The sequence below is a fragment of the Rhizobium sp. SG741 genome (assembly GCF_012275435.1).
GTDB lineage: Bacteria > Pseudomonadota > Alphaproteobacteria > Rhizobiales > Rhizobiaceae > Rhizobium > Rhizobium lusitanum.
Genome location: NZ_JAAZQP010000002.1, coordinates 143,009 through 164,054, shown reverse-complemented (window position 1 = coordinate 164,054; position 21,046 = coordinate 143,009). Strand labels below are relative to the sequence as shown.

The window sequence follows — 21,046 nt, the reverse complement described above, 5'->3', positions numbered from 1 at the left end:
TCGCCATCACGCTGACACGAGCTTGGTTATGCGTCTCTCGATCACGGCTGCGCCAAGTGCCGCCAACAATGCGAGCGACGCGGATGCCAGCATTGTTCCGAGAAGCACATAGGTCGCGCCCGAGCGATCGAGCAACAAGCCGGCAGCAGAGGCTATGAGCGCTCCACCGGCAATCCTCATCGCGGTGGCTAGCCCCATGGCCGTGCCGGAAAGGTCGGCACGTATGGACAGTACGCTGGCGTTGGCCGCGGGCATGGTCAGGCCGTTGCCTATGCCGATGAACATGCACGGGCCGAAGAACGCAAGAATATGCGTCGTGCCCAACATCGATAAGGCGAAGCCGATCAGCAATCCCAGGCAGGTCAAGAGACGTGCGACGATAACCGTCGTGCTCAGCGCATAGCGAGCGGCGTAGCGGCCGGTCAAATAGCTGCCGAGGATAAAGCCGGCCGGCGTCATGCCCATGTAAAAGCCAAGTTCCGCGCCGGACGCCCCAAGCGACTTGGCGACAACCAGCGGCGCACCTCCGAGAAAGATATAGAACGTCCCCATGGAGCAGGCCATGCACGCGGCATGGGCCCAGAACCGCGCCGAGCTTGCCAGCGTCCCATAGGCAGCAAGGTAGTTACCCTGCGGTCTTGTGGAACGTACGGCCGTTTCCCTGACATCTCGCATCGACAATGCGAAAATAGCCGCGCCGAGGATAGCCAGAATAAAGAAATTCGCTCGCCATCCGAACAGTTCGTCCAGCAACCCACCCAACATCGGGCCAAGCATCGGCGCGACTGCCCAGCCCATGGCAAGGTAGCCGAACCTGCTTGCGGCTTTGCGATCGCTCGAGGTTTCCCGGATGATGACGAGGGCAATGGAGAAGCAGGCATCGATGGATGCCTGCATCGCCCGACACAAAAGGAATACGCCGATATTGCCGGCAAGAGCGCAGCCGGCAGAGGCGATTATGAAGATGGAGACCGCGATCAATACGACCGGTCTGCGCCCATACCGATCCGACGCCGCGCCTGCTATGAGCGCGATCAGGGCGGTTACGATCGCGTATCCTGCGACCGAAAGATTGACGAGGGCGCGATCCGCCCGGAACTCAGCAGCGATATTCGGCAGCGACGGCAGGATCATGTTTACCGGCAGTACCGCAAGCGCCGAAAGCAATATGAGAGTTGTCAATCGCGGCGGAGCGGCAGCCGGAATTTTGTCCGTTTCTCCGGTCGATTGCGTGCGCGAAGTCTCAATGGAATGATTGCGCGTCATGGCTATGTCCGTCTTGTCAGTGGGGGGAGCGTGAAATCTGACGAGGCGCGGCCCGAATTGCGGGCATAAAAAAAGGCCCCGTCAGGAGCCTGCTTACCGCGCATGGGTGCTTTCGCCGGATGGCTACACCATCCTGCCCATGCGCCCTCTTACCACGACAAGAACCATTGCGATCTTCATGACATCACAGCTAACCAGAAATCCGCACGTCGTCAATGTACCATCCATGGCAGCTGCCGTTCAGGCCGCAGACACCTTGTTCAGCCAGGCTCTGGGAGCGCTGCCGAAGCATGAAAATTCTCGTCGTGGAAGACGATCAAAAGACCGCCGAATATATTTCGCGCGGCCTGGGAGAGGCGGATTTCTGTATGGTGTATTTCACCGAAACCCGCTCGCCGACCTTGAAGGTCTCAACCTCGATGTTTTCGGGCAGTTTGATGATCGTGCCCGTGGACAGCGTGATCTGCGCGCTGTTCTGACGAACAGCAGATCAACACCAATTGGGAAGATAGATCACGAGGAGGTCGTGAGCCTGGGCGAGCACATCATCTCATGCGGCCTCGTGGCCGCAACGACCCGCGTCCGGTCGTCTCCTACCGATCGTCTTCAGGCGGCATTCGCCTTCTCCACACGATTTCTCCCGCCGGCCTTCGCACGATAGAGCGCCTTGTCGGCAGCCTCCAGCACATGTTTGAAGTCGGTGGCGGGTTCATCCGAACACGCAACGCCGATGCTTACGGTAACATTGATGGCATTGTTATCGAACGTCAGCACCGTCGCTTCGATATCCTTGCGGATCTTTTCGGCAACGATGGCAGCAGCCCTTGTGTCTGTATTTGGTAAGAGGACGACGATCTCCTCGCCGCCGTAGCGGGCAGCGATATCGGTCTTGCGCACGGTCTGCCGTATTATGTCCGCCACCCGCGCAAGGACCGTATCGCCAAAGGAGTGCCCGTAGCTGTCGTTGATCTTCTTGAAGTGATCGATATCGAGCATGATGATCGAAAAAGGGATACGCCGGGTTCCCGCTTCCTTACTGCAGCGATCGCCTTCACGCTGCAGCACGCGGCGATTTGGCAGCCTTGTCAGCGGATCGACGCTGGCTTCGTTCTCAAGCACGCGTTGAATGCCGATACGATACCACTCCCGCTCAAGCAGATCCGACAGCAGGAGGACGCCGAGGAAATTGGTCGCCATCGCCGGAAGCGTCGCCGAAACGAGGAGCTGATGCGCGAGCGGCGAAGGCAGGAAAGCGAGAACAATAAGCGATGCGCCGGTCGCCAGGCCAAACAAGGCAGATCGTTTCCAGCCAGTCCCGATCCATTGGCGCGGCAGCAGCGTCAAGACATATCCGGTGGTCGCAACGGCCATGATACCCACCACGCCGCCGACAGCCCCGATACCGCCGGCTGCGAAACGAAACAAGGCCATCATGATCACCGCCACCACAGTTCCGACCGGACCGCCATAGATCGGCGTAAGGACGAGCAGAACCGAGCGGCCGTCCTGAAAGACGCCAGGCATCCAACGAATGGGATCGCTCATCGACAGGATGCCGCCCACGCCGAACAGCAACCCGACAGCGACGGATTTCAAAACGCCGCGTTCGACCGTCCGGATGACCCAGGAAAAGGCGTAGACGATGACAGCCACTTGGCCCAGGACACGCACGAAAGAGGCAAAATGCGACTCGATTTCCACAATATTGATTTCCAGCCAAAACCGACCTGTTTGCTATCTATGTTTCCCGTCTGGCGCGGTGGTCAAGCTTCGCGTTCACTTCCTTATGACATTAGCTTCAGCAGTGGATTCGCATGGGCCACGGAATGCACGGCAACCGCGGCTGTGTTTCAGAACGAATTGCAACTTCAACGACATAACCCCTCGACTGCAATCAGCCGGGAGGTGTTTCCTCCGCGTCGAAACGCACGAACCAGGCATTCTGCTCGCCTGCAGCAGCCTGCCCCGATAATGGAGGCTTCCACGCAAGCGCCCGCTCAATCCACAGGCATGAGTTCATCTTTCATCGACCCGGGAAGTAATACCTCCTCCTCGCCTTCGATCAGCCTGAGGCTGCGCCGCAAGCTCTGCGGCGGTTGGCCAAAGAAGCGAAGGAATGCGCGACGCATGCGGTCGCGATCGGCAAAACCAGTATCGCGCGCCACGACATCCATGGAATGACGGCCTTCTTCGAGCATGATCTTGGCCGCCTCCAGCCTCAGCCGTTCGACGGCCTTGGCGGGCGACTGGCCGGTTTCCTCGCGAAAGATGCGGCTGAATTGACGCGCGCTAAGGCTTGCCGCCTCGGCCAGTTCCTCGACCGTCAGGGGATTGCGGAGATGCTCCTTGGCATGGACCAGGGCGCGACGAACCCTATCCGAACGCGGCTCCAGTTCCAGCAGGGCCGAGAACTGCGACTGCCCGCCGGGGCGCCGATGATAAACAACCATTTTACGGGCGATCGCGCGGGCGAGTTCTACCCCATGGTCGTCTTCGATCAGTGCCAGCGTCAGATCGATGGCGGAGCTCATGCCGGCCGAGGTCCAGATATTGCCATCGACAACGAAGATCCGGTCTTCATCCACCTTGATCGAGGGGAAGCGCTCCTGGAGAGTGCGGGCATGTATCCAGTGCGTGGTGGCAGTCCTGCCGTCGAGAAGCCCGGCCTCCGCCAGAAGGAATGCGCCAGTGCATACGCCGGCGACACGACGCGACTCCAGGCCCGCAGCCGCAATGTAATTCCGAAGGGCGGGAGTGATGGGACGAGGCACCATTTCCCCGATCACCATGAGCGTATCGGGGAAGTCGCCCAGCGCCTGTGTCTCGATACCTATACCGAGCGAAGAGCGGATCGTGCCTCCCCTCTCCGACATGACGCTCAATCGATAGGCTTCATGGCCGAGATCGGCATTGGCAAATTCAAACGCCGTCAGCGCCGCCATCCCCATCACTTGAAACCCGTCTTCCATGATGAAGCCGATCTGTCTCATGCGCATCTCCAGACGTTTGTCCGTTTTTGCCGGTTATATGACATTTGAGACATTGGCGTCCAGCGTTACCATTCTGTCATTCTTGAAAACAAAAACCCTTCGAAGCAGGACAAGGACAGTACAATGACCACCTCTCATGGAACCGTTCTCATCACCGGCGCATCGTCTGGCATCGGCGCCGTCTATGCTGACAGATTCGCAGCACGCGGCCACGATCTCATCCTCGTCGCACGCAATAGGCAAAAGCTCGACGCCGTCGCCAACAGGCTTGCCGGCCGGTACGGAGTGAAGGTTCGCACGATCGTCGCCGACCTGACCGATGGCGCCCAGCGCGACCAAGTCGAAGCGACCCTGAAAACGGACGATACGATCACCCATCTCGTCAACAATGCCGGCTTCGGCAGCGCCGCACCGCTCGTCTCGGCATCTGTCGACGACATGCAAGGCATGATCGACATCAACGTTACGGCACTCACACGATTGACCTATGCCGCCGTGCCAGGGTTCGTCGCGCGTGGCAAAGGCACCATCATCAACATCTCCTCCATCGTCGCCATTGCGCCGGAGTTGCTGAACGGTGTTTACGGAGGGACGAAGGCATTCGTATTGTCTTTCAGCCATTCGCTGCGCAAGGAACTCAAAGACACCGGCGTTCATGTGCAGGTCGTGATGCCCGGCGCTACGGCGACTGAATTCTGGGATGTTGCCGGCTTGCCGTCCAGCAACTTGCCGAGCGAGTGGGTCATGTCAACCGAGGATCTCGTCGATGCGGCCCTCGTGGGCCTCGACCGGGCCGAGTTTGCAACGATACCCTCACTGATGGACGCGGCAGAATACGATGCCTGGGAAGCGACACGACAGGTTATGCTACCGCATCTTTCAAGCGCTGTTCAGGCCGAGCGCTACCGGTCAAAGTGATAGGGCCTAAGTGCATGGAGTGACCGATCGAGAAGCGCCGGATAACACCATGGCGCTTCAATATCGGGCTCACTCCTTCCGAATGAACTGGACAGGTTGGCATCCGGATTTCCGCGTCAACCTGGACTGCCTATTTGGTCAGAACGACATGGGTCGCATGAGCGGTTGCGACATGCTCGCTGACGCGGAAGCCAAGGGCGGGCAGGTCAATTCCCTCGAACATAGCCTCACCCTTGCCAAGCACGACCGGCGAGATTGCAAAATGGACCTCGTCAATCAGACCGGCACTCAGATATTGGCGCACTGTGCTCACGCCGCCGCCGATCTTCACATCCCTGCCACCGGCAGCAGCCTTTGCTTGCGCAAGCGCCGCCTCAATGCCGCCCGTGACGAAATGGAATGTCGTGCCGCCCTCCATCTCGATTGATGGGCGAGGATAATGCGTCAGTATGTAGGTTGGGGTATGGTATGGAGGATTATTTCCCCACCATCCTTTCCAGCTATCATCCGGCCATTCGCCGCGGATCGGGCCAAACATGTTTCGGCCAAGAATGAAGGCGCCGAAATTGGCCATCCCCCGCGCGGCATAGTCATCGTCCACATCGGTCGAGCCCTCCTCCTTCCCGAACATCTGCTGGAACGTGCGCGTGCGGAAAAACCAGCTGTGAAGCTCCATTCCACGCTTGCCCAGCGGATCATTGAGGCTCTGCTCGGGTCCCGCACCAAAACCGTCAACGGAGAGGGAAAATGCTGCAACTCGCACCTTGCTCATGACGTCCTCCATCTGATTGCATTTCGCAACTGACTATGATGTCGCATATCTGATACAATAACGCAACTGGTTTTATTATTGAAACAGTTTTTTGAACTTCGTATATTTTTCTCGCTTCTGATGTTTTCGACATCAAAGCCGTTGCCCGGAAGAGCATAGGAACCGCTGCGGCGCTTGCTCAACACATGACGCACAGTAAACATGCGGCACGTTACCTAGGATTGTTCGCGCCCGCTCCGTAACGCAGGCCATCGATGAGCAGCGCTACCATCCGCCGCGCGTGATCAGGCCCGACATTATGGGCTGGCGTGCAGAGCCTTGCGACCGCATGCAGCAGGTCGTTCGGCTCGACCCCGGCCCGTATCTCGCCCGCCGCAGCGGCGGCATCCAGCAATGATTCCAGCGCTGGACGCAGCCGCTTGTCGAAATAGGCCGGCAAGGCTTCGTAGGCCGGATCGCCGGAATGAAGTGCAGCGGCCAATCCACGCTTGGCCGAGATGAAGTCGACAAAACGCTGCATCCACCGCGCCAGCGCTTCGCCGGGATCGTACTCCCCGGCCAAAACGGATGCCGCGTCCGCACAGGCATCGATCTCGCGACGGAAGACCGCCTTGATGAGGTCGGAGCGCTGCGGAAAGTGGCGATAGACCGTGCCGACGCCGACGCCGGCAGTCTTTGCGATTTCACGCACGGGAGCGTCCACCCCGGAAGCTGCGAACACCGCCATGGCCGCCCGCAGCAGCCCGTCGAGATTGCGCTGGGCGTCAGCGCGTACGCGCCGATCTGTCGAGCCCGCCGGCTCCCCGACATCATCCCGCTCGTCGATTTTATCGCTCATGCATTTTTCCATTTGCTAAACGGAACATTGTTCCGTATAAACCGGAATAGCGTTCCGTTTATCTTTCTAACACAGGACAGTGGCGCTTGCCACAGATCGCTGCGCCAAAGGAGAATGATTGTGCAGGACAAACCCGTCGCCCTCGTCACCGGGGCCAACCAAGGGATCGGTCTTCAAATCGCCAGGGAACTCGCGGCTAACGGCTACACTGTGCTCGTCGGATCGCGAAACTTCGAGCGTGGTGGAGAGGCAGCCAAAAGCATCGGAGCGGATGCCCGTGCCCTCCAGCTCGATGTCACCGATCAGGCCTCCATCGCCGCAGCAGCGGAGCGCATCCGGATCGAGCTTGGCCGTCTCGACCTGCTTGTCAACAACGCGGCCATCTCGCATGCGGGAAGGCCGGGCAGATCGCTCGCCGAGATACTGCAGTCGAGCCGCGCCAGTGTTGCATCACTCGACGAGGTGCGCGCTGTTTTCGAGACGAATGTGTTCGGGGTCATTGCCGTCACACAGGCGATGCTTCCTTTGCTGCGTGAAGCACCTGCAGGGCGCATCGTCAATGTAACGAGCGGCGTCGGCTCGCTGACGTTGAACGCTGACCCGAACTTTCCCTATCGCTCGGGATTCGGCGTCGTCTACGCCGCATCGAAGACTGCCCTCAATGCGATCACGCTTTCCTTCGCGATTGAACTCGAATCGACAAACATCAAGGTCAATGCCGCAGGTCCGGGCTTCACAGCAACGGCCCTCAACAACTTCGAGGGCATCGAGACGGTCGAACAGGGTGCCCGCAACCCCGTGCGCGTCGCCCTCGACGTGAACGGCCCGACGGGCACGTTTACGAGCGCGGACGGCCCGCTCCCTTGGTGATGCGCGCGCGGGAAATTTGACGCAGCAGGTGGGCACCGCCCCGGATCACTGAACAGAAGAAGGAATAGACCATGCAATATCGCACGCTGGGAAAAACCGGCATCAAAGTCAGCCCTTATTGCCTCGGCGCGATGATGTTCGGCGCCGCCGGCAATCCCGATCACGACGAAGGCATCCGGATCATCCACAAGGCCCTGGATGCAGGCATCAACTTCATCGACACCGCCGATGCGTATAGCCGAGGTGAATCGGAAGAGATCGTGGGCAAGGCGCTCAAGGGCAGGCGCGATAATGTCGTGCTGGCCACGAAGGCGCATCTCCCGATGGGTGACGATCCTAACCAACAGGGCAATTCGCGGCGCTGGCTCATGCGCGCCGTGGAGGACTCCTTGCGCCGGTTGCAGACCGACCACATCGACCTCTTCCAGATCCATCGGCCGGCGCCGGATACCGACATCGAGGAAACCCTTTCCGCCCTCACCGACCTGATGCGGGCGGGGAAGGTGCGCGCCATTGGCTCTTCGACATTCCCGGTCTCGGAGATCATCGAAGCGCAGTGGATCGCGGAACGGCGCGGGCTGGCGCGCTTCCGCACCGAACAGCCGCCCTATTCCATCCTGAACCGCGGCATCGAACGCGAGGTACTGCCTGCCTGTGAGCGCTACGGAATGGGTGCGATGATCTGGAGCCCGCTGGCGATGGGCATGCTCACCGGCCGCTACCGCAAGGGCGAACCGCAGCCCGATAGCGGACGCGCCAGACGTTTTCCGAAGCAGATGTCCGACGAACGCAGGCTGGACGCGGTCGAGCAGCTTATTCCGCTGGCGCAGGAAGCAGGGCTGCCGCTGGCGCATATGGCCTTGGGTTTCGTGATGGCACATCCCGGCGTCACATCCGCAATAATCGGTCCTCGCAAGATGGAGCACTTCGACGATCTGCTCGCGGCCTCCGAGGTCCGATTGACCGACGAGATCCTTGATCAGATCGACGCGATCGTCCCACCCGGCACCGATATCGGGCCGCTTGAGGCGAACTACAATCCGCCGGCGATTTTGAAGGCGGCGTTGCGCCGCAGGTCTATGGCCGACCGCGCCGCCGCATAGGCAAGGCAAAGACCCCGTGTCCTGGAACCTCAGGACACGGCTGCCGGCCGGAGGAATACCATGAGGAGGAGGCTACATCGCTTGACATAAGCAGCACGGCCGAGAACATGGCGCGACTTTGTATTTGCTAATCTCCTCAATCAGAGAACCGTAAAGATGCGCTCCTTCCTGCTGTTGCCTCTCCTCTTCTCTTTCGCCCCTCTTTCCGCAGCGGCGGCCGGAACCCCATGTGCCGAGCTTGTCGACAGCAGCGCAGTCGTCCAACATAGGGATGGCTTTGCCGTCTCCGAACTGCACGATGGCTGTGCGGTGACAAACGGACTTTTCAAGTCCGGCAACAGAATGGGATGGACTTTCGATCGCGCGGAATTGAAGGGCGACGACCTTGTCGCCTTCCTCAAGACCATCGCCAACAAGCCCAACCATGTTCCCACCTGGGGACGATTCTCCGTCGAAGGCGTGCGCTTTACACCGCTGTTGGACAATGCGCTTGCCAACTACATCGCCACGGCCCAGCAATGGCCGATGGATATTTCGGGCGCATTTCGCTTCGACCCCAAGGACGGCTATCTGGACATTCAGGAGTTGGAACTCACCAATCTACGCCTCGGCAAAGCGTCGCTATCGGCTGAGATCACCCTGCCCAAAGACACGAATGTCCAGGCATTGACCCAAGGCGGTTCTGTCGGCCTGACGCATCTGCGCTTCCGGCTCGATAATCAGGGTCTGTTCGAGGGAATGGCCGTCCCGTCACTTGCTGCATTTCAACAGCAGCTGACGGGCGCGGACGATCCCGAGCAGGGCATCAACCAATTGCGCGGCAACGCCGTGGCAGCCCTACAGATTCTTCCAGACAACCAGATCGACGCGGAATCAAAAAAGGCCCTACTTCGCTTCGTGCAGGATCTACCGCATCCGACGGGCTTCTTTACCCTCGATCTCGCCTTCGACAAACCCTTGCAAATCGGCTCGCTCGGTCTTGACGCCACACAACTGGCCCAGACCGCTTTGGCAAGTGCAAAGATTTCGGTCAGCTACAAAGCGCGCTGACGCCAGGCGGCGATCGGTCTTCAGATGGACTTCACCTCGCCGCCATCCATGCGCAAGGTCAAGCTGGTCATCCAACGCGCAGCCGGCGAGACCAGAAAGGCCATCAGTTCGGCAATCTCCTCTGGTTCGCCATAACGAGCGATGCCCGCCTCCTGCGGAAACCTGGTGGTTGCCTCCTCAAGGGTAATAGCGTGCAAAGGCGCTCAATGCTCGAGATAGGACCGGCGCCGGCCGGTCATGACGGCCTTGGCCGTCTGCGCGACAAGCACCAGCGCGGAAAGTCTCTCGCGAGACGGACGGCGCTTGCCTGGCCAATGCCCTGGCTGGCGTCCGTGATGATAGCGACTGAATGAGACATATCATCGTTCCCTATAAACGAAGGCTGGACGCACGCGATCACCCGCCGGCAGCGCGCCGGCGGGTGATCGTTCAGATCTCAGCCGAGGAAATCGCGGATAGCGGCGGCAATCTCAACCGCATGGGTTTCGAGCGCGAAGTGGCCGGTGTCGAAGAATTTGACGGTGGCGTCCGGAATATCCCGGCGGAAGGCTTCCGCTCCAGGCGGCAGGAAGAACGGATCGTTCTGGCCCCAGACCGCCAGGAAACGTGGCTTGTGGGTGCGGAAATAGGTCTGAAAGGCGGGATAGAGTGCCACATTGCTCTTGTAGTCGCCGAAGAGATCGAACTGCACATCCACCGCACCCGGCCGCGTCATATAGAAACTGTCGAGTGAATAGCCGTCAGGAGAGACCTTGGCGATATCCGGGGCACCATGCGTGTACTGCCACGCTATCGATTCCGGTTCGAGGAAAGGCTTCAGCGCATTGCGATTTTCTTCCGACGCATCCCGCCAATAGGCCTGGATCGGGTTCCAGCCTTCGCTCAGGCCCTCTTCATAGGCATTGCCGTTCTGCGAAATGATCGCCGTAATCCGCTCCGGATGCTTTACCGCCAAGCGGAAACCGGTCGGCGCGCCGTAGTCGAAGACATAGACGGCATAGCGATCGAAACCGACGATCTCGGTAAAGCGATCGATCGTTTCGGCGATGCTGTCGAAGCTGTGGCCACGTCCCGGCAGGTCGGACTGGCCGAAACCTGGAAGGTCCGGCGCGATGATGTGATAGCGATCGGCGAGCAGGGGGATGAGATCGCGGAACATGTGGCCGGAACTCGGGAAGCCGTGCAGCAGCAGGAGCTTCGGCTCATCAGGCGAACCCGCCTCGCGGTAGAAGACTTTGACGCCGTCGACGTTGATGGTGCGATAGCTGACGTTGGTCATGACAAGGTCCTTTCGTTAACCTTCTAATTCAATTTTTACCGGTTACTTTTCCCGCGTTCACGCGTCGACCACTGCGGCGGCAGCATCGCGGATGACCTCGACGACAGCCGCTGGTGCTGTCGTCATCGGCGTATGATCGACCGGAAACGAGCGCTGCGTGGCCTGCATGCGCTCGGCCATGAAGTGTTGATTGGCAGCGCTGATCATTCGATCCTCTTCGGCGATCAGGAACCAGGCCGGACGGCTCTTCCAGAGCGGGCGCGGCACAGGAACGGTAATGCAGGCGGGCGATATCGGCCGCTGGGCGGCGGCGAGAACGGCCAGTTCCTCGCCCCTCGCATTCTGGGCATAGGCCGCTGCAAAGGCCTCATGGGGAAGGTAGATGAAACCGTGGCTATCGGGTGCCAGCTTCGGCGTCTGCGGATGAGGTTCGCCGCGATAAAACACATCGGCCACAGTCTCGCCCTCCTCCGGTGCAAGCGCGGCAACATAGACCAGCGCCTTGACCTTCTCGCTCCGCACGCTGGCGATGACCGCTCCGGCATAGGCGTGGCCGACCAGAACGACCGGACCCGTCACACGCTCCAAGGCGCGCTCCAGGGCGGCGATATCATCAGCAAACGAGGTCAGCGGCAGCGGGGCGGCAGTCACCGCAAAACCGCTGGCCGAAAGCGGAGCAATGACCTTTGCCCAACCCGAACCATCGCCCCACGCACCGTGGACGAGGACAATATCGACATTCTGCGAGGATATCTTCTGCGGTGACATCGGCCTTCTCCCTGTGACCTGAAATTGAGTAACCACTTAAGCTGCGCCAATAGGGTTACGCTCGATGTGCGTAACTTGTCAAGAGCCTTTTAGCAGGTTATATGCTATTCATGTTTTCGAGAGGCAGCCTGGCGTCCATGCCCGGCCACCAAAACAGGAGCCGCAATGGACAACCACTCTCCCGCCATTTTCGTCGGCGACACGCTGGGGCTGGATTTTCTGAATTCGGTGGCGACACCCCTCGATGTCCAGGTCGACTGGATCGAGGACGGCGAAGGCCTGCTTCGCTGGCTGGAGCAGGCGGGGCTGGTGCCGCGCGAGACGCTGGAGGTGATACGCAGCCAAGCCCTGCCGGGCGAACTCGACAAGATCGCCGATCAGGCAAGGAGCCTGCGCGAGTGGTTCAGAACCTTCGTGCACGCACATAGGGGGCGGCCGCTGACAGCCGCAGCGCTGGACGAACTGGAGCCGCTGAACCGCTTGCTGGAGCGTGACGAAGGCTTCAGCCGGATCACGGCAAAACAGCCGGGCGAAGGCGGCGGCCTTGATTTTCAGTCGATGCGCAAGTGGCGCTCGCCGGAGGCGCTGCTTCTGCCGATCGGCGAAGCGCTCGGGCGCTTCGTCTGCACGGAGGATTTTTCAGACGTGAAGGCCTGCGAGGGGCATGCCTGCACCCTGCTCTTCGCCGACCATACGCGCGGCCACCGCAGGCGTTGGTGCAGCATGGCCATGTGCGGCAATCGCGCCAAGCAGACGGCCCATCGGCATCGGCTGAAGCAGGGTCAATAGGCGGCGAAGGGCCGCTCGCGTCGTCTCTTTGCATGTCGCAGACCGGGTCGAGCCGAACCCTGTTCGTCCCGGCGTGACGTCATCCCTGTGCCTGCCTCAAGCAGGTGGATCCGGGGCTCGGTAAGTGAAAACCGAACGAGATCCCCCGCCTTCGGGCTGCCTGCCGCCTTGACGAAAGTACGGACTTCGTTGCCGTACTTCGAACTCAGCGGAAGAGGACAGCAATTCCAGAAAGATGAATTTCGATTTCGGGGTGATGGCTCCAGACATTTCGCTCCCAGGGATAATCGTCCGCACGCCACAGGAAGGTCTCGTTCGCGTTCGTCACAACATGTTCGAAGGCCGGGAGATTTGCTGACACCGCGGGCGGCTTCGCTCCCGATACACGCTTGCCTGCAGTAGGCCCAATGCTGAATCTCCTCGCGCTGTCGTTGAGATCTGTCAACATGGAATCCCAAAGATGCGGTGTTGCGACGGATCGCCAGGCGCGGGACGACCGGGCGGCGGTCCGGCCATATCGATTGTGTGGGAAAGCAGAGCTAGCGGCACGACTGTGACCGCAAGAGCGGCCGGTCACGGAGAAACTATCAGTCTCCGGCAAAAACGATGCTGGCGTCGCTGACGATGGCGACATGCGAATAAGCGGCCTGGCTGGCAGCTGCAGCATCCGCACGCATGATTGCGGTCACGATGACGTCATGCTCGCTGAAGGATTTGGCAAGGCGGCCCGGCAAACGAAACTGGGCACGACGGAAAGGTGCCAGCCTGGCGCGGGTCTGCGTTACCAGCTCGAAAATATGATCGTTGTGAGCGCCGCGATAGAGCTGGCTGTGGAACTCGGTATTGTAGGTGGCGTAGTCCTCCTCGGCGCCGGTACGCACGAGCCGCGCCGACGCACGGTGATCGAGCTCCAGTGTGCGGCGCTCATCAACCGTCATCCGCTCGGCGGACAGGCGCGCGCAGATCGCCTCAAGCTCCGCCATCGCCTCGAACATCGAATGCAGATAGGTGCCACTGACATTCGTCACCACGGCGCTGCGGTTCGGCTCCCGTCCGACCAGGCCCATGGCGCCAAGCTCCCGCAAGGCTTCCCGCACCGGCGTGCGCGACACCTCGAAACGGCCTGCCAACGATATTTCGTCGAGCTTCTCCCCCGGCAGAAGCACGCCCGTTACAATCATATCCGCAATGGAACGCACCATCTGCTCGACGGTCGTTCCGGCTCTGATCACTTCTCTGCGCTTGACTTGCTTCAAGGGGACGAATCTGCCTTCCAATTCTTGCATACAGATTTATGCCAGCGGTCCTCAAAGTCAATTGTTGAATTAAACATATGTTTTTAAATAGTATTTATACGCTTTCTGCCGCTAGAGAAGCGGGATATCGGCTTAGTCTCTCTTTCTAAAGATTAAAAAAAGAGCATCACTTTCCGGAAAGCCTATTTTGCAGCAGAAATCTGCATACACTTTTCGCACGCCTTTTTGCTGTAGGAATTTATGTCATAAAAATCAATATTTTAAAATCTGGCATGATGATTGCATACACTTTTTCGTAACCCTTTTTACGAACCGGCTACCGCCCCAAGGAGCATGCCCATGACCAGCCTCCTTTCCATGAATCGCCGCAATTTTCTCCGCACCTCCGCAGCCGGCGCTCTCGTCGGCGCCGTGCCGGGCCTCCTGTCCTCCCGCGCCTTTGCCCAGAGCGCGCTCACCGTCGGCTTCATCTATGTCGGCCCCAAGGACGACTATGGCTACAACCAGTCCCATGCCGAGGGCGCGGCCGCCGTCAAGAAGCTCGCCGGAGTGACTGTTGTCGAGGAGGAGAACGTTCCCGAGACCGTCGACGTGCAGAAAACGATGGAATCGATGATCAATCTCGATGGAGCGGCGCTGCTGTTTCCGACCTCCTTCGGCTATTTCGATCCGCATATGCTCGCGATGGCCGCCAAATATCCAGAGGTGCAGTTCCGCCATTGCGGCGGCCTCTGGCAGGCCGGCAAGCATCCGGCGAATACCGGCTCCTATTTCGGCTACATCTTCCAGGGCCAGTATCTGAACGGCGTCGCGGCCGGCTATGCAACCAAAAGCAAGAAGATCGGCTTCGTGGCCGCCAAACCCATCCCGCAGGTTCTGCAGAACATCAACGCGTTCCTTCTCGGCGCCCGCTCGGTCGATCCCGCCATCACCTGCCAGGTGATCTTCACGGGCGAATGGTCGCGGGCCGTCAAGGAAGCCGAGGCCACCAATGCGCTCATCGACCAGGGCGCGGATGTCATCACCTGCCACGTCGACAGTCCGAAGGTGGTTGTCGAGACAGCCTCCGGACGCGGCGCTTTCGTCTGCGGCTATCATGCAAATCAGAGCCCGCTTGCGCCGGCGAAATACCTGACCGGCGCCGAATGGGCCTGGGGCAATGTCTATTCGGATTTCGTCAAGAAGGCGCAGGCCGGCGAAAAGCTCGGCAATTTCGTGCGCGGCGGCCTGAAGGACGGCTTCGTCAAGATGAGCCCGCTCGGCCCGGGCGTTTCCGATGAATCCCGTAAGAAGTTCGAGGCGACGCTCGCTCAGATGATGGCCGGCAGCTTCTCGGTCTTCAAGGGTGCGCTCAAGGACAACAAGGGCAATGTCGTCATCACCGCGGACAAGAGCTACGCCGAAGATGCGATCGAGCTCGAGAGCATGAGCTATCTGGTCGAGGGTGTCGTCGGATCGACCGCCTGATCACAACGGGAGAAGCGTCATGACGGCAGAAATTGACGACCGCACCCTGTCCATTCCGGCCGAAAGGCAGGCTCTTCTGCGCCCGGCGCTCGAGTGGCTCGCGCGAAAAGCAGAGCCGGTGGCAATCACGCTTGGCGCCATATTGGCAGGCACGGCGCTCTTCTCCCTGTTCATCCTTTCGGTCGGCAAATCGCCGGCCGACCTCTATCGCTTCATGTATACCGGCGGTTTCGGCAGCTGGTTTTCCATCCAGAACAGCCTGAGCCGCGCCTCTCCCCTGCTGCTCACGGCGCTTTGCGTCGCACTGCCGGCAAGGCTCGGTCTCGTCATCATCGGCGGTGAGGGTGCAGTCGTTCTCGGCGGCGTGGCGGCGGCGGCGATCGCGCTGCCGATCGTCGGCCTGCTGCCGCCAATCGTCACCCTCCTCCTCATGGCGCTGGCCGCCATGGTGATCGGCGGCATCTGGATCGGTCTTTCCGGCTTCCTGCGCCACTATCGCGGCGTCAACGAAACCATTTCGTCGCTTCTGCTCGCCTATATCGCCATCGCCCTGATGAACCAATTCGTCGAAGGGACCCTGCGCGATCCGGCAAGCCTCAACAAACCCTCCACCAAACCGCTGCCGCACGACTATATGCTCGGCAACATTCCGGGCATGGATGTGCATTGGGGTCTCGTCATCGGCATCGTCGCCTGCATCCTCTCCTGGATCCTCATCGAGATGACCAGCTATGGATTTGCCGCACGCATCGCCGGCGGCAATGTCCGGGCCGCGCAGATCCAGGGCTTGCCCGTCGGCCGCCTCATCGCCGGTTTCACGGCGATCGCCGGCAGCTTCGCGGGTCTGGCCGGCATGATCGAGGTCGCCGCCGTCCAGGGCAGCGCCAATGCGTCGCTCGCCGCCGGCTACGGCTACACCGGCATCCTCGTCGCCTTCCTCGCCCGGCACAATCCGCTGGCGATCATCCCGGTCGCCATTTTGCTCGGCGGCATCGATGCCTCCGGCGGGCTCATCCAGCGCCGCATGGGCCTGCCCGACGCGACTGTTCTGGTCCTGCAGGGCACGCTCTTCATCGTCATTCTGTTTTGCGAAACCTTCTACGGCCGTTTCAAGATCTTCAATCCCGACCTCTGGAAAAGGAGCGCATGATGGACGACACTGCCATCGGTCTTTGGGGCGTGCCCCTTGCCATCTTCGCCGGCGCAATCCGCGTGTCGACCCCCTTCATCTTCGTCAGCCTCGGCGAGACGATCACCGAGCGCTCCGGTCGCATCAATCTTGGGCTCGAAGGCACGCTCGTCTTCGGCGCCATGACCGCCTATGCCATCGCGGTCCTCAGCGGTTCAGCCTGGCTCGGCGTTCTGGCTGCCATGGCGACCGGCGCGGTCTTCGGCGCAGTGCACGGCTGGATATGCAAGTGGCCGAAAGTCAATGACATCGCCATCGGCATCGCGATGATGCAGTTCGGTCTCGGCCTTGCCTTCTTTCTCGGCAAGCCCTTCATCCAGCCCGTCGCGCCGCATCTGCCGGCAATCCCCTTCGGCTTCTGGTCGAGCCTGCCGCCGGTAGAGGCCGCGCTCAACATCAATATCCTCTTCATCCTCGGGGCAGTGCTTGCCGTCGGCTTATGGTGGGCGCTGAAGAACACCCGGATCGGCCTCGTGCTGCGCGTCGTCGGCGACAGCACGGATGCGGCGCGCGCCATGGGCATCAATCCCGACCGCGTCCGGCTGCTGGCAACGGCCGTCGGCGGTTCGCTGGCGGCAATCGGCGGCGCCTATCTCTCGCTCTACTATCCGGGCTCCTGGAACGAGCGCATCTCGTCGGGCCAGGGCCTGATGGCCGTGGCGCTGGTGATCTTCGCCCGCTGGAACCCGATCGGCTGTTTCGTCGCGGCACTTCTGTTCGGTGGCGCCGGCGCACTCGGTCCGGCCCTGCAATCAGTCGGCGTGACCCAGGGATATTATCTTTTCTACGCCGCTCCCTACGTGCTCACGCTCGTCATCATGATCATCACTTCCTCGCCCACGCGCGCGCTTGCCGGCGCTCCCGGCGCACTCTCGCTCACCAAATAGGGAGATCAGCCATGAACCATCCCGCGACCGCCACCGCAGACCAGACGCTGACCTATATCGATGCCGACCCCTATGTGTGGCCCTATAACGGCGCCTTGCGACCTGACAATACCGCCCTCATCATCATCGACATGCAGACGGATTTCTGTGGGCCGGGCGGCTATGTCGACCACATGGGCTACGATCTGTCGCTGGTGCGCGCGCCGATCGAGCCGATCAAGAGAGTTTTGGCCGCCATGCGCGCCAAGGGCTATCACATCATTCACACCCGCGAGGGCCATCGCCCGGATCTGGCCGACCTTCCGGCCAACAAGCGGTGGCGGTCGCAGCGCATCAATGCCGGCATCGGCGATCCTGGCCCCTGCGGCCGCATCCTCGTGCGTGGCGAACCGGGCTGGGATATCATCGATGAACTGAAGCCGATCGAGGGCGAGACGATCATCGACAAGCCGGGCAAGGGTTCGTTCTGCGCCACCGATCTGGAACTCATCCTCAATCAGAAGCGCATCGAAAACATCATCCTGACTGGCATCACCACCGATGTCTGCGTCCATACCACCATGCGCGAGGCCAACGACCGCGGCTTCGAATGCCTGCTCCTCGAAGACTGCTGCGGCGCGACCGACTACGGCAATCATCTGGCCGCCATCAAGATGGTGAAGATGCAGGGCGGCGTCTTCGGCTCCGTCTCCAATTCTACGTCCCTCGTGAGCCAGCTGCCATGAGCGTCATCCGCGACACGTCCCTGCCTCAAGCGGGCAAAGCCGTCGGCATCGAAACGCTTGATATGGCCATGCGCTTCGGCAGCTTTACCGCGCTCGACCATGTGTCGGTCAGCATTCCGGCCGGCAGCTTCCACGCCCTGCTCGGCGAAAACGGCGCGGGCAAATCTACCCTGGTCAAATGCATCATGGGCTTCTACCACCAGACATCCGGCTCGCTGTCGGTCGATGGTCGCGAAGTGACGATCACCTCGCCGAAGAATGCCGCCGCCTATGGGCTCGGCATGGTCTATCAGCATTTTACGCTCGTGCCGTCGCTGACGGGCGCTGAAAACCTCGTCATCAGCCGCACGGAAGTGCCCGCCGTCATCAACTGGCCCAGGGAGCGCAAGGCGCTCGCCGCGTTCATGGAGCGCATGCCCTTTCAGATTCCGCTGGACCGGCCTGTCAGCCAACTGGCCGCCGGCGAAAAGCAGAAGCTGGAGATCGTCAAGCAGCTCTATCTCGGCCGCAGCTTCCTCGTTCTCGACGAGCCGACCTCGGTGCTGACGCCGGCCGAAGCCGACGAGATGCTCGGTCTGGTGCGTGGCATGACCGAGCGCGGCGAGCTTACCGTATTGATGATTTCCCACAAATTCCACGAGGTGACCAAGTTCGCCGACGCGGTATCGATCCTGCGCCGCGGCAAGTTGATCGGCGGTGGCAAGGTGGGGGAATTATCAACAGCAGAGATGGCCGCGATGATGATCGGGGACGTCAAGCTCGCCGAACTCGATACCCGCATCCCCGTGACCGAAGCGGCGAAGCCGGTGCTGCGCATCGAACAGGTCAAGGCCCCGGACCGCTCCGGCCTGAAGACCATAGAGATCGACAGCCTGACGGTGCATGCCGGCGAGATCGTCGGCATTGCGGGCATATCCGGCAATGGCCAGAAGGAGCTCACCGAGATCCTTGCCGGTCAGCGGCCGACACAAGCGGGCTCCGTCACCGTCAAGGGGGCCGCCTATGGTGCCACGCGACCGGAGACGCGCCGCAACAATGTCCGCTTCATTCCCGAGGAGCCGTTGCAGAATGCCTGCGCGCCGCGCATGAGCGTCAGCGAAAATCTGGCCTTTCGGACCTTCGATCTCAAGGAGAACGGTGCGGATGCGATCTGGCTCAACAGGAAGAAGATCAGGAAGGGCGCAACTGCGCTCATAGCCGATTTCAAGGTCAAGGCGGCTTCGCAGTCCTCGCCGATCGCGGCCCTGTCCGGCGGCAATGTCCAGCGCGCCGTGCTGGCGCGGGAGCTGACGGGTGAGGTCGATCTCCTGATCGTCTCCAACCCCTGTTTCGGCCTCGACTTTTCCGCCGTCGCCGAAATCCGGGCCCGTATCATGCGCGCCCGCAATGCGGGGGCTGCCGTGTTGCTGCTGTCGGAGGATCTGGATGAGCTGATGGAAATGTCCGACCGGATCATGGTGATCTCCGAGGGCAAGCTCGTCTATGAGACCGCGGCCCGAAGCGCCGATATTTCGGTGATCGGCGCACATATGGCGGGGCATCACTGATGAGAGAGGTCCCCGCCCAACCCTTCGCCTTCCCCCTGCAACGCGATGCTGTCGCGCTTGTAGTCATCGACATGCAGCGCGATTTCGCCGAGCCGGGCGGCTTCGGAGCAAGTCTTGGCAATGATGTCAGCCGCATCACCAGGATCGTCCCGGATGTGAAGCGGCTGATCGAAGGCTTCCGCAAGGCCGGCCTGCCGGTCATCCACACGATGGAATGCCACAGGCCAGACCTTTCGGATCTGCCCGCTGCCAAACGAAACCGTGGCAATCCCACGCTCAGGATCGGTGACGAAGGCCCGATGGGGCGCATTCTTATTGTCGGCGAACCCGGCACCGCGATCCTGCCCGAGCTCGCACCGATCGACGGCGAGACCGTCATCGAAAAGCCGGGCAAGGGTGCTTTCTACGCGACCGAACTCGGCGATATCCTTGGGGATAGGGGCATACGGCAGCTCGTCTTTGCGGGAGTGACGACAGAGGTCTGCGTCCAGACCACCATGCGCGAGGCGAACGACCGCGGCTATGAATGCCTGCTCGCCGAAGAGGCCACCGAAAGCTATTTCCCTGAGTTCAAGGCCGCCGCCATCGCGATGATCCGCGCACAAGGCGCGATCGTCGGCTGGACAGCGCATGTCGATGACATTCTGGAGACCATCAATCATGCCTAGGACGACGCGCGAAACCCTGACGACGGGTGGCTGGAAGGATCTGGCCTTTGGTCCCTTTCGCAAGGACGTCACCATTCATTGGATCCAGCCTTTCGAAGGAGACCAGCCCGGCGTTGCCCTTTTGAAATACGAAGCCGGCGCTTCCGTGCCCCGCCACAGGCATGAAGGGCTTGAAACCATTCTCGTGCTCGAAGGCATACAATCGGATGAAGCCGGCAACTATGCCAGGGGCTGCTATATCGTGAATGCTGCGGGTACCGAGCATTCGGTTTGGAGCGATACGGGCTGCGTCGTGCTCATCCAATGGGACCGACCGGTGACCATATTGGAGGATAGCTGATTGGCCCTGTGTGCCTCCTCCATACATGCGTCGGCACCGCATTCTTCCTATTTCTTCTTCGGTGCCAGTTCCCACTTGCCCTGGGCGTTCTTCACGAAGCGACGATCTCCTTTGTAGAACGTCACGGCGCCCGTCCGATCGACCTTGATCGCGGTTGGCAGCGGCTGGGCCGCCGCCTTCAGCCGTTCGACCAGCTCAAATGCCTCTTCCCGCTTACCTGCTTCGATGAGCGTCATCAGCTTTGACTTGTATTCCATCCTTATACTCCTATTCATGGAGGACTGGGGACCGACGAATTAGGCGGTCAGTTGTCTCTACATATTG

Annotated in this window: 22 protein-coding genes and 2 pseudogenes; 13 read left to right on the top strand and 11 right to left on the bottom strand. The window is 60.6% G+C overall.

The genetic code is table 11. The annotated features are described in order from the left end of the window. Positions 1-6 precede the first annotated feature (6 nt). Positions 7-1,266 carry an MFS transporter gene (locus FHT29_RS06175; protein ID WP_168599369.1) on the bottom strand — a complete coding sequence of 420 codons (1,260 nt, stop codon included), beginning with the start codon at positions 1,264-1,266 and terminating at the stop codon, positions 7-9. Between the two features lie 290 nt (positions 1,267-1,556). On the opposite strand from FHT29_RS06175, the gene FHT29_RS34400 reads away from it, so the two are divergent. Then, on the top strand, positions 1,557-1,745 hold the full coding sequence (locus tag FHT29_RS34400; RefSeq protein WP_246703000.1) for a hypothetical protein: 189 nt from the start codon (positions 1,557-1,559) through the stop codon (positions 1,743-1,745). Between the two features lie 127 nt (positions 1,746-1,872). Here the strand turns inward: FHT29_RS34400 and FHT29_RS06165 are convergent, their stop codons facing one another. Further along, positions 1,873-2,967 (bottom strand): diguanylate cyclase, encoded by a 1,095-nt coding sequence (locus FHT29_RS06165; protein ID WP_037192930.1) that lies wholly within the window; start codon positions 2,965-2,967, stop codon positions 1,873-1,875. 296 nt (positions 2,968-3,263) lie between these two features. Further along, positions 3,264-4,256, bottom strand: a complete 993-nt coding sequence (locus FHT29_RS06160; RefSeq protein ID WP_047558744.1) for a GlxA family transcriptional regulator — start codon at positions 4,254-4,256, stop codon at positions 3,264-3,266. A 123-nt stretch (positions 4,257-4,379) separates the two neighbouring features. Between FHT29_RS06160 and FHT29_RS06155 the strand changes: the two genes are divergently transcribed. Next, positions 4,380-5,174 carry an SDR family oxidoreductase gene (locus FHT29_RS06155; protein ID WP_168599368.1) on the top strand — a complete coding sequence of 265 codons (795 nt, stop codon included), beginning with the start codon at positions 4,380-4,382 and terminating at the stop codon, positions 5,172-5,174. Positions 5,175-5,304: 130 nt separating this feature from the next. Here the strand turns inward: FHT29_RS06155 and FHT29_RS06150 are convergent, their stop codons facing one another. Next, positions 5,305-5,946 carry a dihydrofolate reductase family protein gene (locus FHT29_RS06150; RefSeq protein WP_037193338.1) on the bottom strand — a complete coding sequence of 214 codons (642 nt, stop codon included), beginning with the start codon at positions 5,944-5,946 and terminating at the stop codon, positions 5,305-5,307. Positions 5,947-6,157: 211 nt separating this feature from the next. Continuing rightward, positions 6,158-6,784 (bottom strand): TetR/AcrR family transcriptional regulator, encoded by a 627-nt coding sequence (locus FHT29_RS06145; RefSeq protein ID WP_047558866.1) that lies wholly within the window; start codon positions 6,782-6,784, stop codon positions 6,158-6,160. Between the two features lie 120 nt (positions 6,785-6,904). Here FHT29_RS06145 and FHT29_RS06140 point away from each other — a divergent pair, with 120 nt between their 5' ends. The 3 genes from FHT29_RS06140 to FHT29_RS06130 all read left to right on the top strand — a co-directional run bounded on the left by FHT29_RS06140 (position 6,905) and on the right by FHT29_RS06130 (position 9,807). Next, positions 6,905-7,654: an SDR family NAD(P)-dependent oxidoreductase gene (locus tag FHT29_RS06140; RefSeq protein WP_168599367.1), complete on the top strand. Its 750-nt coding sequence runs from the start codon at positions 6,905-6,907 to the stop codon at positions 7,652-7,654. Between the two features lie 71 nt (positions 7,655-7,725). Further along, on the top strand, positions 7,726-8,757 hold the full coding sequence (locus tag FHT29_RS06135) for an aldo/keto reductase (protein ID WP_168599366.1): 1,032 nt from the start codon (positions 7,726-7,728) through the stop codon (positions 8,755-8,757). A gap of 369 nt (positions 8,758-9,126) precedes the next feature. Further along, a complete protein-coding gene (locus FHT29_RS06130) occupies positions 9,127-9,807 on the top strand; it encodes a hypothetical protein (RefSeq protein WP_168599365.1) in 681 nt (226 codons plus the stop codon). Between the two features lie 20 nt (positions 9,808-9,827). Here FHT29_RS06130 and FHT29_RS06125 read toward each other — a convergent pair. The 3 genes and pseudogenes from FHT29_RS06125 to FHT29_RS06115 form a co-directional block, all read right to left on the bottom strand. After that, positions 9,828-10,049, bottom strand: a pseudogene (locus tag FHT29_RS06125) (SDR family oxidoreductase); the annotation flags it as partial. 194 nt (positions 10,050-10,243) lie between these two features. Next, the gene (locus FHT29_RS06120; protein ID WP_168599364.1) at positions 10,244-11,086 is read right to left on the bottom strand and encodes an alpha/beta hydrolase; all 843 of its coding nucleotides are present in this window, start codon (positions 11,084-11,086) and stop codon (positions 10,244-10,246) included. 57 nt (positions 11,087-11,143) lie between these two features. Further along, positions 11,144-11,839, bottom strand: coding sequence for an alpha/beta hydrolase (locus FHT29_RS06115; protein WP_168599558.1), 696 nt, complete (start codon positions 11,837-11,839; stop codon positions 11,144-11,146). A 180-nt stretch (positions 11,840-12,019) separates the two neighbouring features. Between FHT29_RS06115 and FHT29_RS06110 the strand changes: the two genes are divergently transcribed. Next, on the top strand, positions 12,020-12,643 hold the full coding sequence (locus tag FHT29_RS06110) for an ABATE domain-containing protein (protein ID WP_037192947.1): 624 nt from the start codon (positions 12,020-12,022) through the stop codon (positions 12,641-12,643). 232 nt (positions 12,644-12,875) lie between these two features. Here the strand turns inward: FHT29_RS06110 and FHT29_RS34395 are convergent. Further along, positions 12,876-13,004 (bottom strand): annotated as a pseudogene (locus FHT29_RS34395) (AraC family transcriptional regulator); the annotation flags it as partial. 226 nt (positions 13,005-13,230) lie between these two features. Next, complete coding sequence (locus FHT29_RS06105; RefSeq protein WP_037193346.1) at positions 13,231-13,899, bottom strand: GntR family transcriptional regulator; 669 nt, start codon at positions 13,897-13,899, stop codon at positions 13,231-13,233. Positions 13,900-14,238: 339 nt separating this feature from the next. Between FHT29_RS06105 and FHT29_RS06100 the strand changes: the two genes are divergently transcribed. The 7 genes from FHT29_RS06100 to FHT29_RS06070 are packed head-to-tail and all read left to right on the top strand — an operon-like array spanning position 14,239 to position 20,722. Continuing rightward, a complete protein-coding gene (locus tag FHT29_RS06100) occupies positions 14,239-15,366 on the top strand; it encodes a BMP family ABC transporter substrate-binding protein (protein ID WP_168599363.1) in 1,128 nt (375 codons plus the stop codon). Positions 15,367-15,385: 19 nt separating this feature from the next. Further along, positions 15,386-16,516: an ABC transporter permease gene (locus FHT29_RS06095; RefSeq protein WP_037192953.1), complete on the top strand. Its 1,131-nt coding sequence runs from the start codon at positions 15,386-15,388 to the stop codon at positions 16,514-16,516. Then, positions 16,516-17,442: an ABC transporter permease gene (locus tag FHT29_RS06090; protein ID WP_037193349.1), complete on the top strand. Its 927-nt coding sequence runs from the start codon at positions 16,516-16,518 to the stop codon at positions 17,440-17,442. Before FHT29_RS06095 ends, FHT29_RS06090 begins: the two co-directional genes overlap by 1 nt. Before the next feature lie 11 nt (positions 17,443-17,453). Next, on the top strand, positions 17,454-18,167 hold the full coding sequence (locus FHT29_RS06085; protein ID WP_052212438.1) for an isochorismatase family cysteine hydrolase: 714 nt from the start codon (positions 17,454-17,456) through the stop codon (positions 18,165-18,167). Beyond that, complete coding sequence (locus tag FHT29_RS06080; RefSeq protein WP_168599362.1) at positions 18,164-19,714, top strand: ABC transporter ATP-binding protein; 1,551 nt, start codon at positions 18,164-18,166, stop codon at positions 19,712-19,714. The genes FHT29_RS06085 and FHT29_RS06080 overlap by 4 nt, the downstream gene beginning before the upstream one ends. Further along, positions 19,714-20,382 (top strand): isochorismatase family cysteine hydrolase, encoded by a 669-nt coding sequence (locus FHT29_RS06075; protein WP_168599361.1) that lies wholly within the window; start codon positions 19,714-19,716, stop codon positions 20,380-20,382. Before FHT29_RS06080 ends, FHT29_RS06075 begins: the two co-directional genes overlap by 1 nt. Further along, positions 20,375-20,722, top strand: coding sequence for a cupin domain-containing protein (locus tag FHT29_RS06070; protein ID WP_168599360.1), 348 nt, complete (start codon positions 20,375-20,377; stop codon positions 20,720-20,722). The genes FHT29_RS06075 and FHT29_RS06070 overlap by 8 nt, the downstream gene beginning before the upstream one ends. A gap of 47 nt (positions 20,723-20,769) precedes the next feature. On the opposite strand, the gene FHT29_RS06065 is transcribed toward FHT29_RS06070, so the two are convergent. Continuing rightward, complete coding sequence (locus tag FHT29_RS06065) at positions 20,770-20,979, bottom strand: hypothetical protein (RefSeq protein WP_037192961.1); 210 nt, start codon at positions 20,977-20,979, stop codon at positions 20,770-20,772. Positions 20,980-21,046: the final 67 nt, after the last annotated feature.

Excerpts from the sequence above, each read along its gene's own strand:
- FHT29_RS06095 (WP_037192953.1), top strand. The coding sequence starts at position 15,386 with ATGACGGCAGAAATTGACGACCGCACCCTGTCCATTCCGGCCGAAAGG.
- FHT29_RS06085 (WP_052212438.1), top strand. The coding sequence starts at position 17,454 with ATGAACCATCCCGCGACCGCCACCGCAGACCAGACGCTGACCTATATC.
- FHT29_RS06155 (WP_168599368.1), top strand. The coding sequence starts at position 4,380 with ATGACCACCTCTCATGGAACCGTTCTCATCACCGGCGCATCGTCTGGC.
- FHT29_RS06070 (WP_168599360.1), top strand. The coding sequence starts at position 20,375 with ATGCCTAGGACGACGCGCGAAACCCTGACGACGGGTGGCTGGAAGGAT.
- FHT29_RS06065 (WP_037192961.1), bottom strand. The coding sequence starts at position 20,979 with ATGGAATACAAGTCAAAGCTGATGACGCTCATCGAAGCAGGTAAGCGG.
- FHT29_RS34400 (WP_246703000.1), top strand. The coding sequence starts at position 1,557 with ATGAAAATTCTCGTCGTGGAAGACGATCAAAAGACCGCCGAATATATT.
- FHT29_RS06110 (WP_037192947.1), top strand. The coding sequence starts at position 12,020 with ATGGACAACCACTCTCCCGCCATTTTCGTCGGCGACACGCTGGGGCTG.
- FHT29_RS06100 (WP_168599363.1), top strand. The coding sequence starts at position 14,239 with ATGACCAGCCTCCTTTCCATGAATCGCCGCAATTTTCTCCGCACCTCC.
- FHT29_RS06090 (WP_037193349.1), top strand. The coding sequence starts at position 16,516 with ATGGACGACACTGCCATCGGTCTTTGGGGCGTGCCCCTTGCCATCTTC.
- FHT29_RS06150 (WP_037193338.1), bottom strand. The coding sequence starts at position 5,946 with ATGAGCAAGGTGCGAGTTGCAGCATTTTCCCTCTCCGTTGACGGTTTT.
- FHT29_RS06080 (WP_168599362.1), top strand. The coding sequence starts at position 18,164 with ATGAGCGTCATCCGCGACACGTCCCTGCCTCAAGCGGGCAAAGCCGTC.
- FHT29_RS06160 (WP_047558744.1), bottom strand. The coding sequence starts at position 4,256 with ATGAGACAGATCGGCTTCATCATGGAAGACGGGTTTCAAGTGATGGGG.
- FHT29_RS06120 (WP_168599364.1), bottom strand. The coding sequence starts at position 11,086 with ATGACCAACGTCAGCTATCGCACCATCAACGTCGACGGCGTCAAAGTC.
- FHT29_RS06075 (WP_168599361.1), top strand. The coding sequence starts at position 19,714 with ATGAGAGAGGTCCCCGCCCAACCCTTCGCCTTCCCCCTGCAACGCGAT.
- FHT29_RS06145 (WP_047558866.1), bottom strand. The coding sequence starts at position 6,784 with ATGAGCGATAAAATCGACGAGCGGGATGATGTCGGGGAGCCGGCGGGC.
- FHT29_RS06135 (WP_168599366.1), top strand. The coding sequence starts at position 7,726 with ATGCAATATCGCACGCTGGGAAAAACCGGCATCAAAGTCAGCCCTTAT.
- FHT29_RS06175 (WP_168599369.1), bottom strand. The coding sequence starts at position 1,266 with ATGACGCGCAATCATTCCATTGAGACTTCGCGCACGCAATCGACCGGA.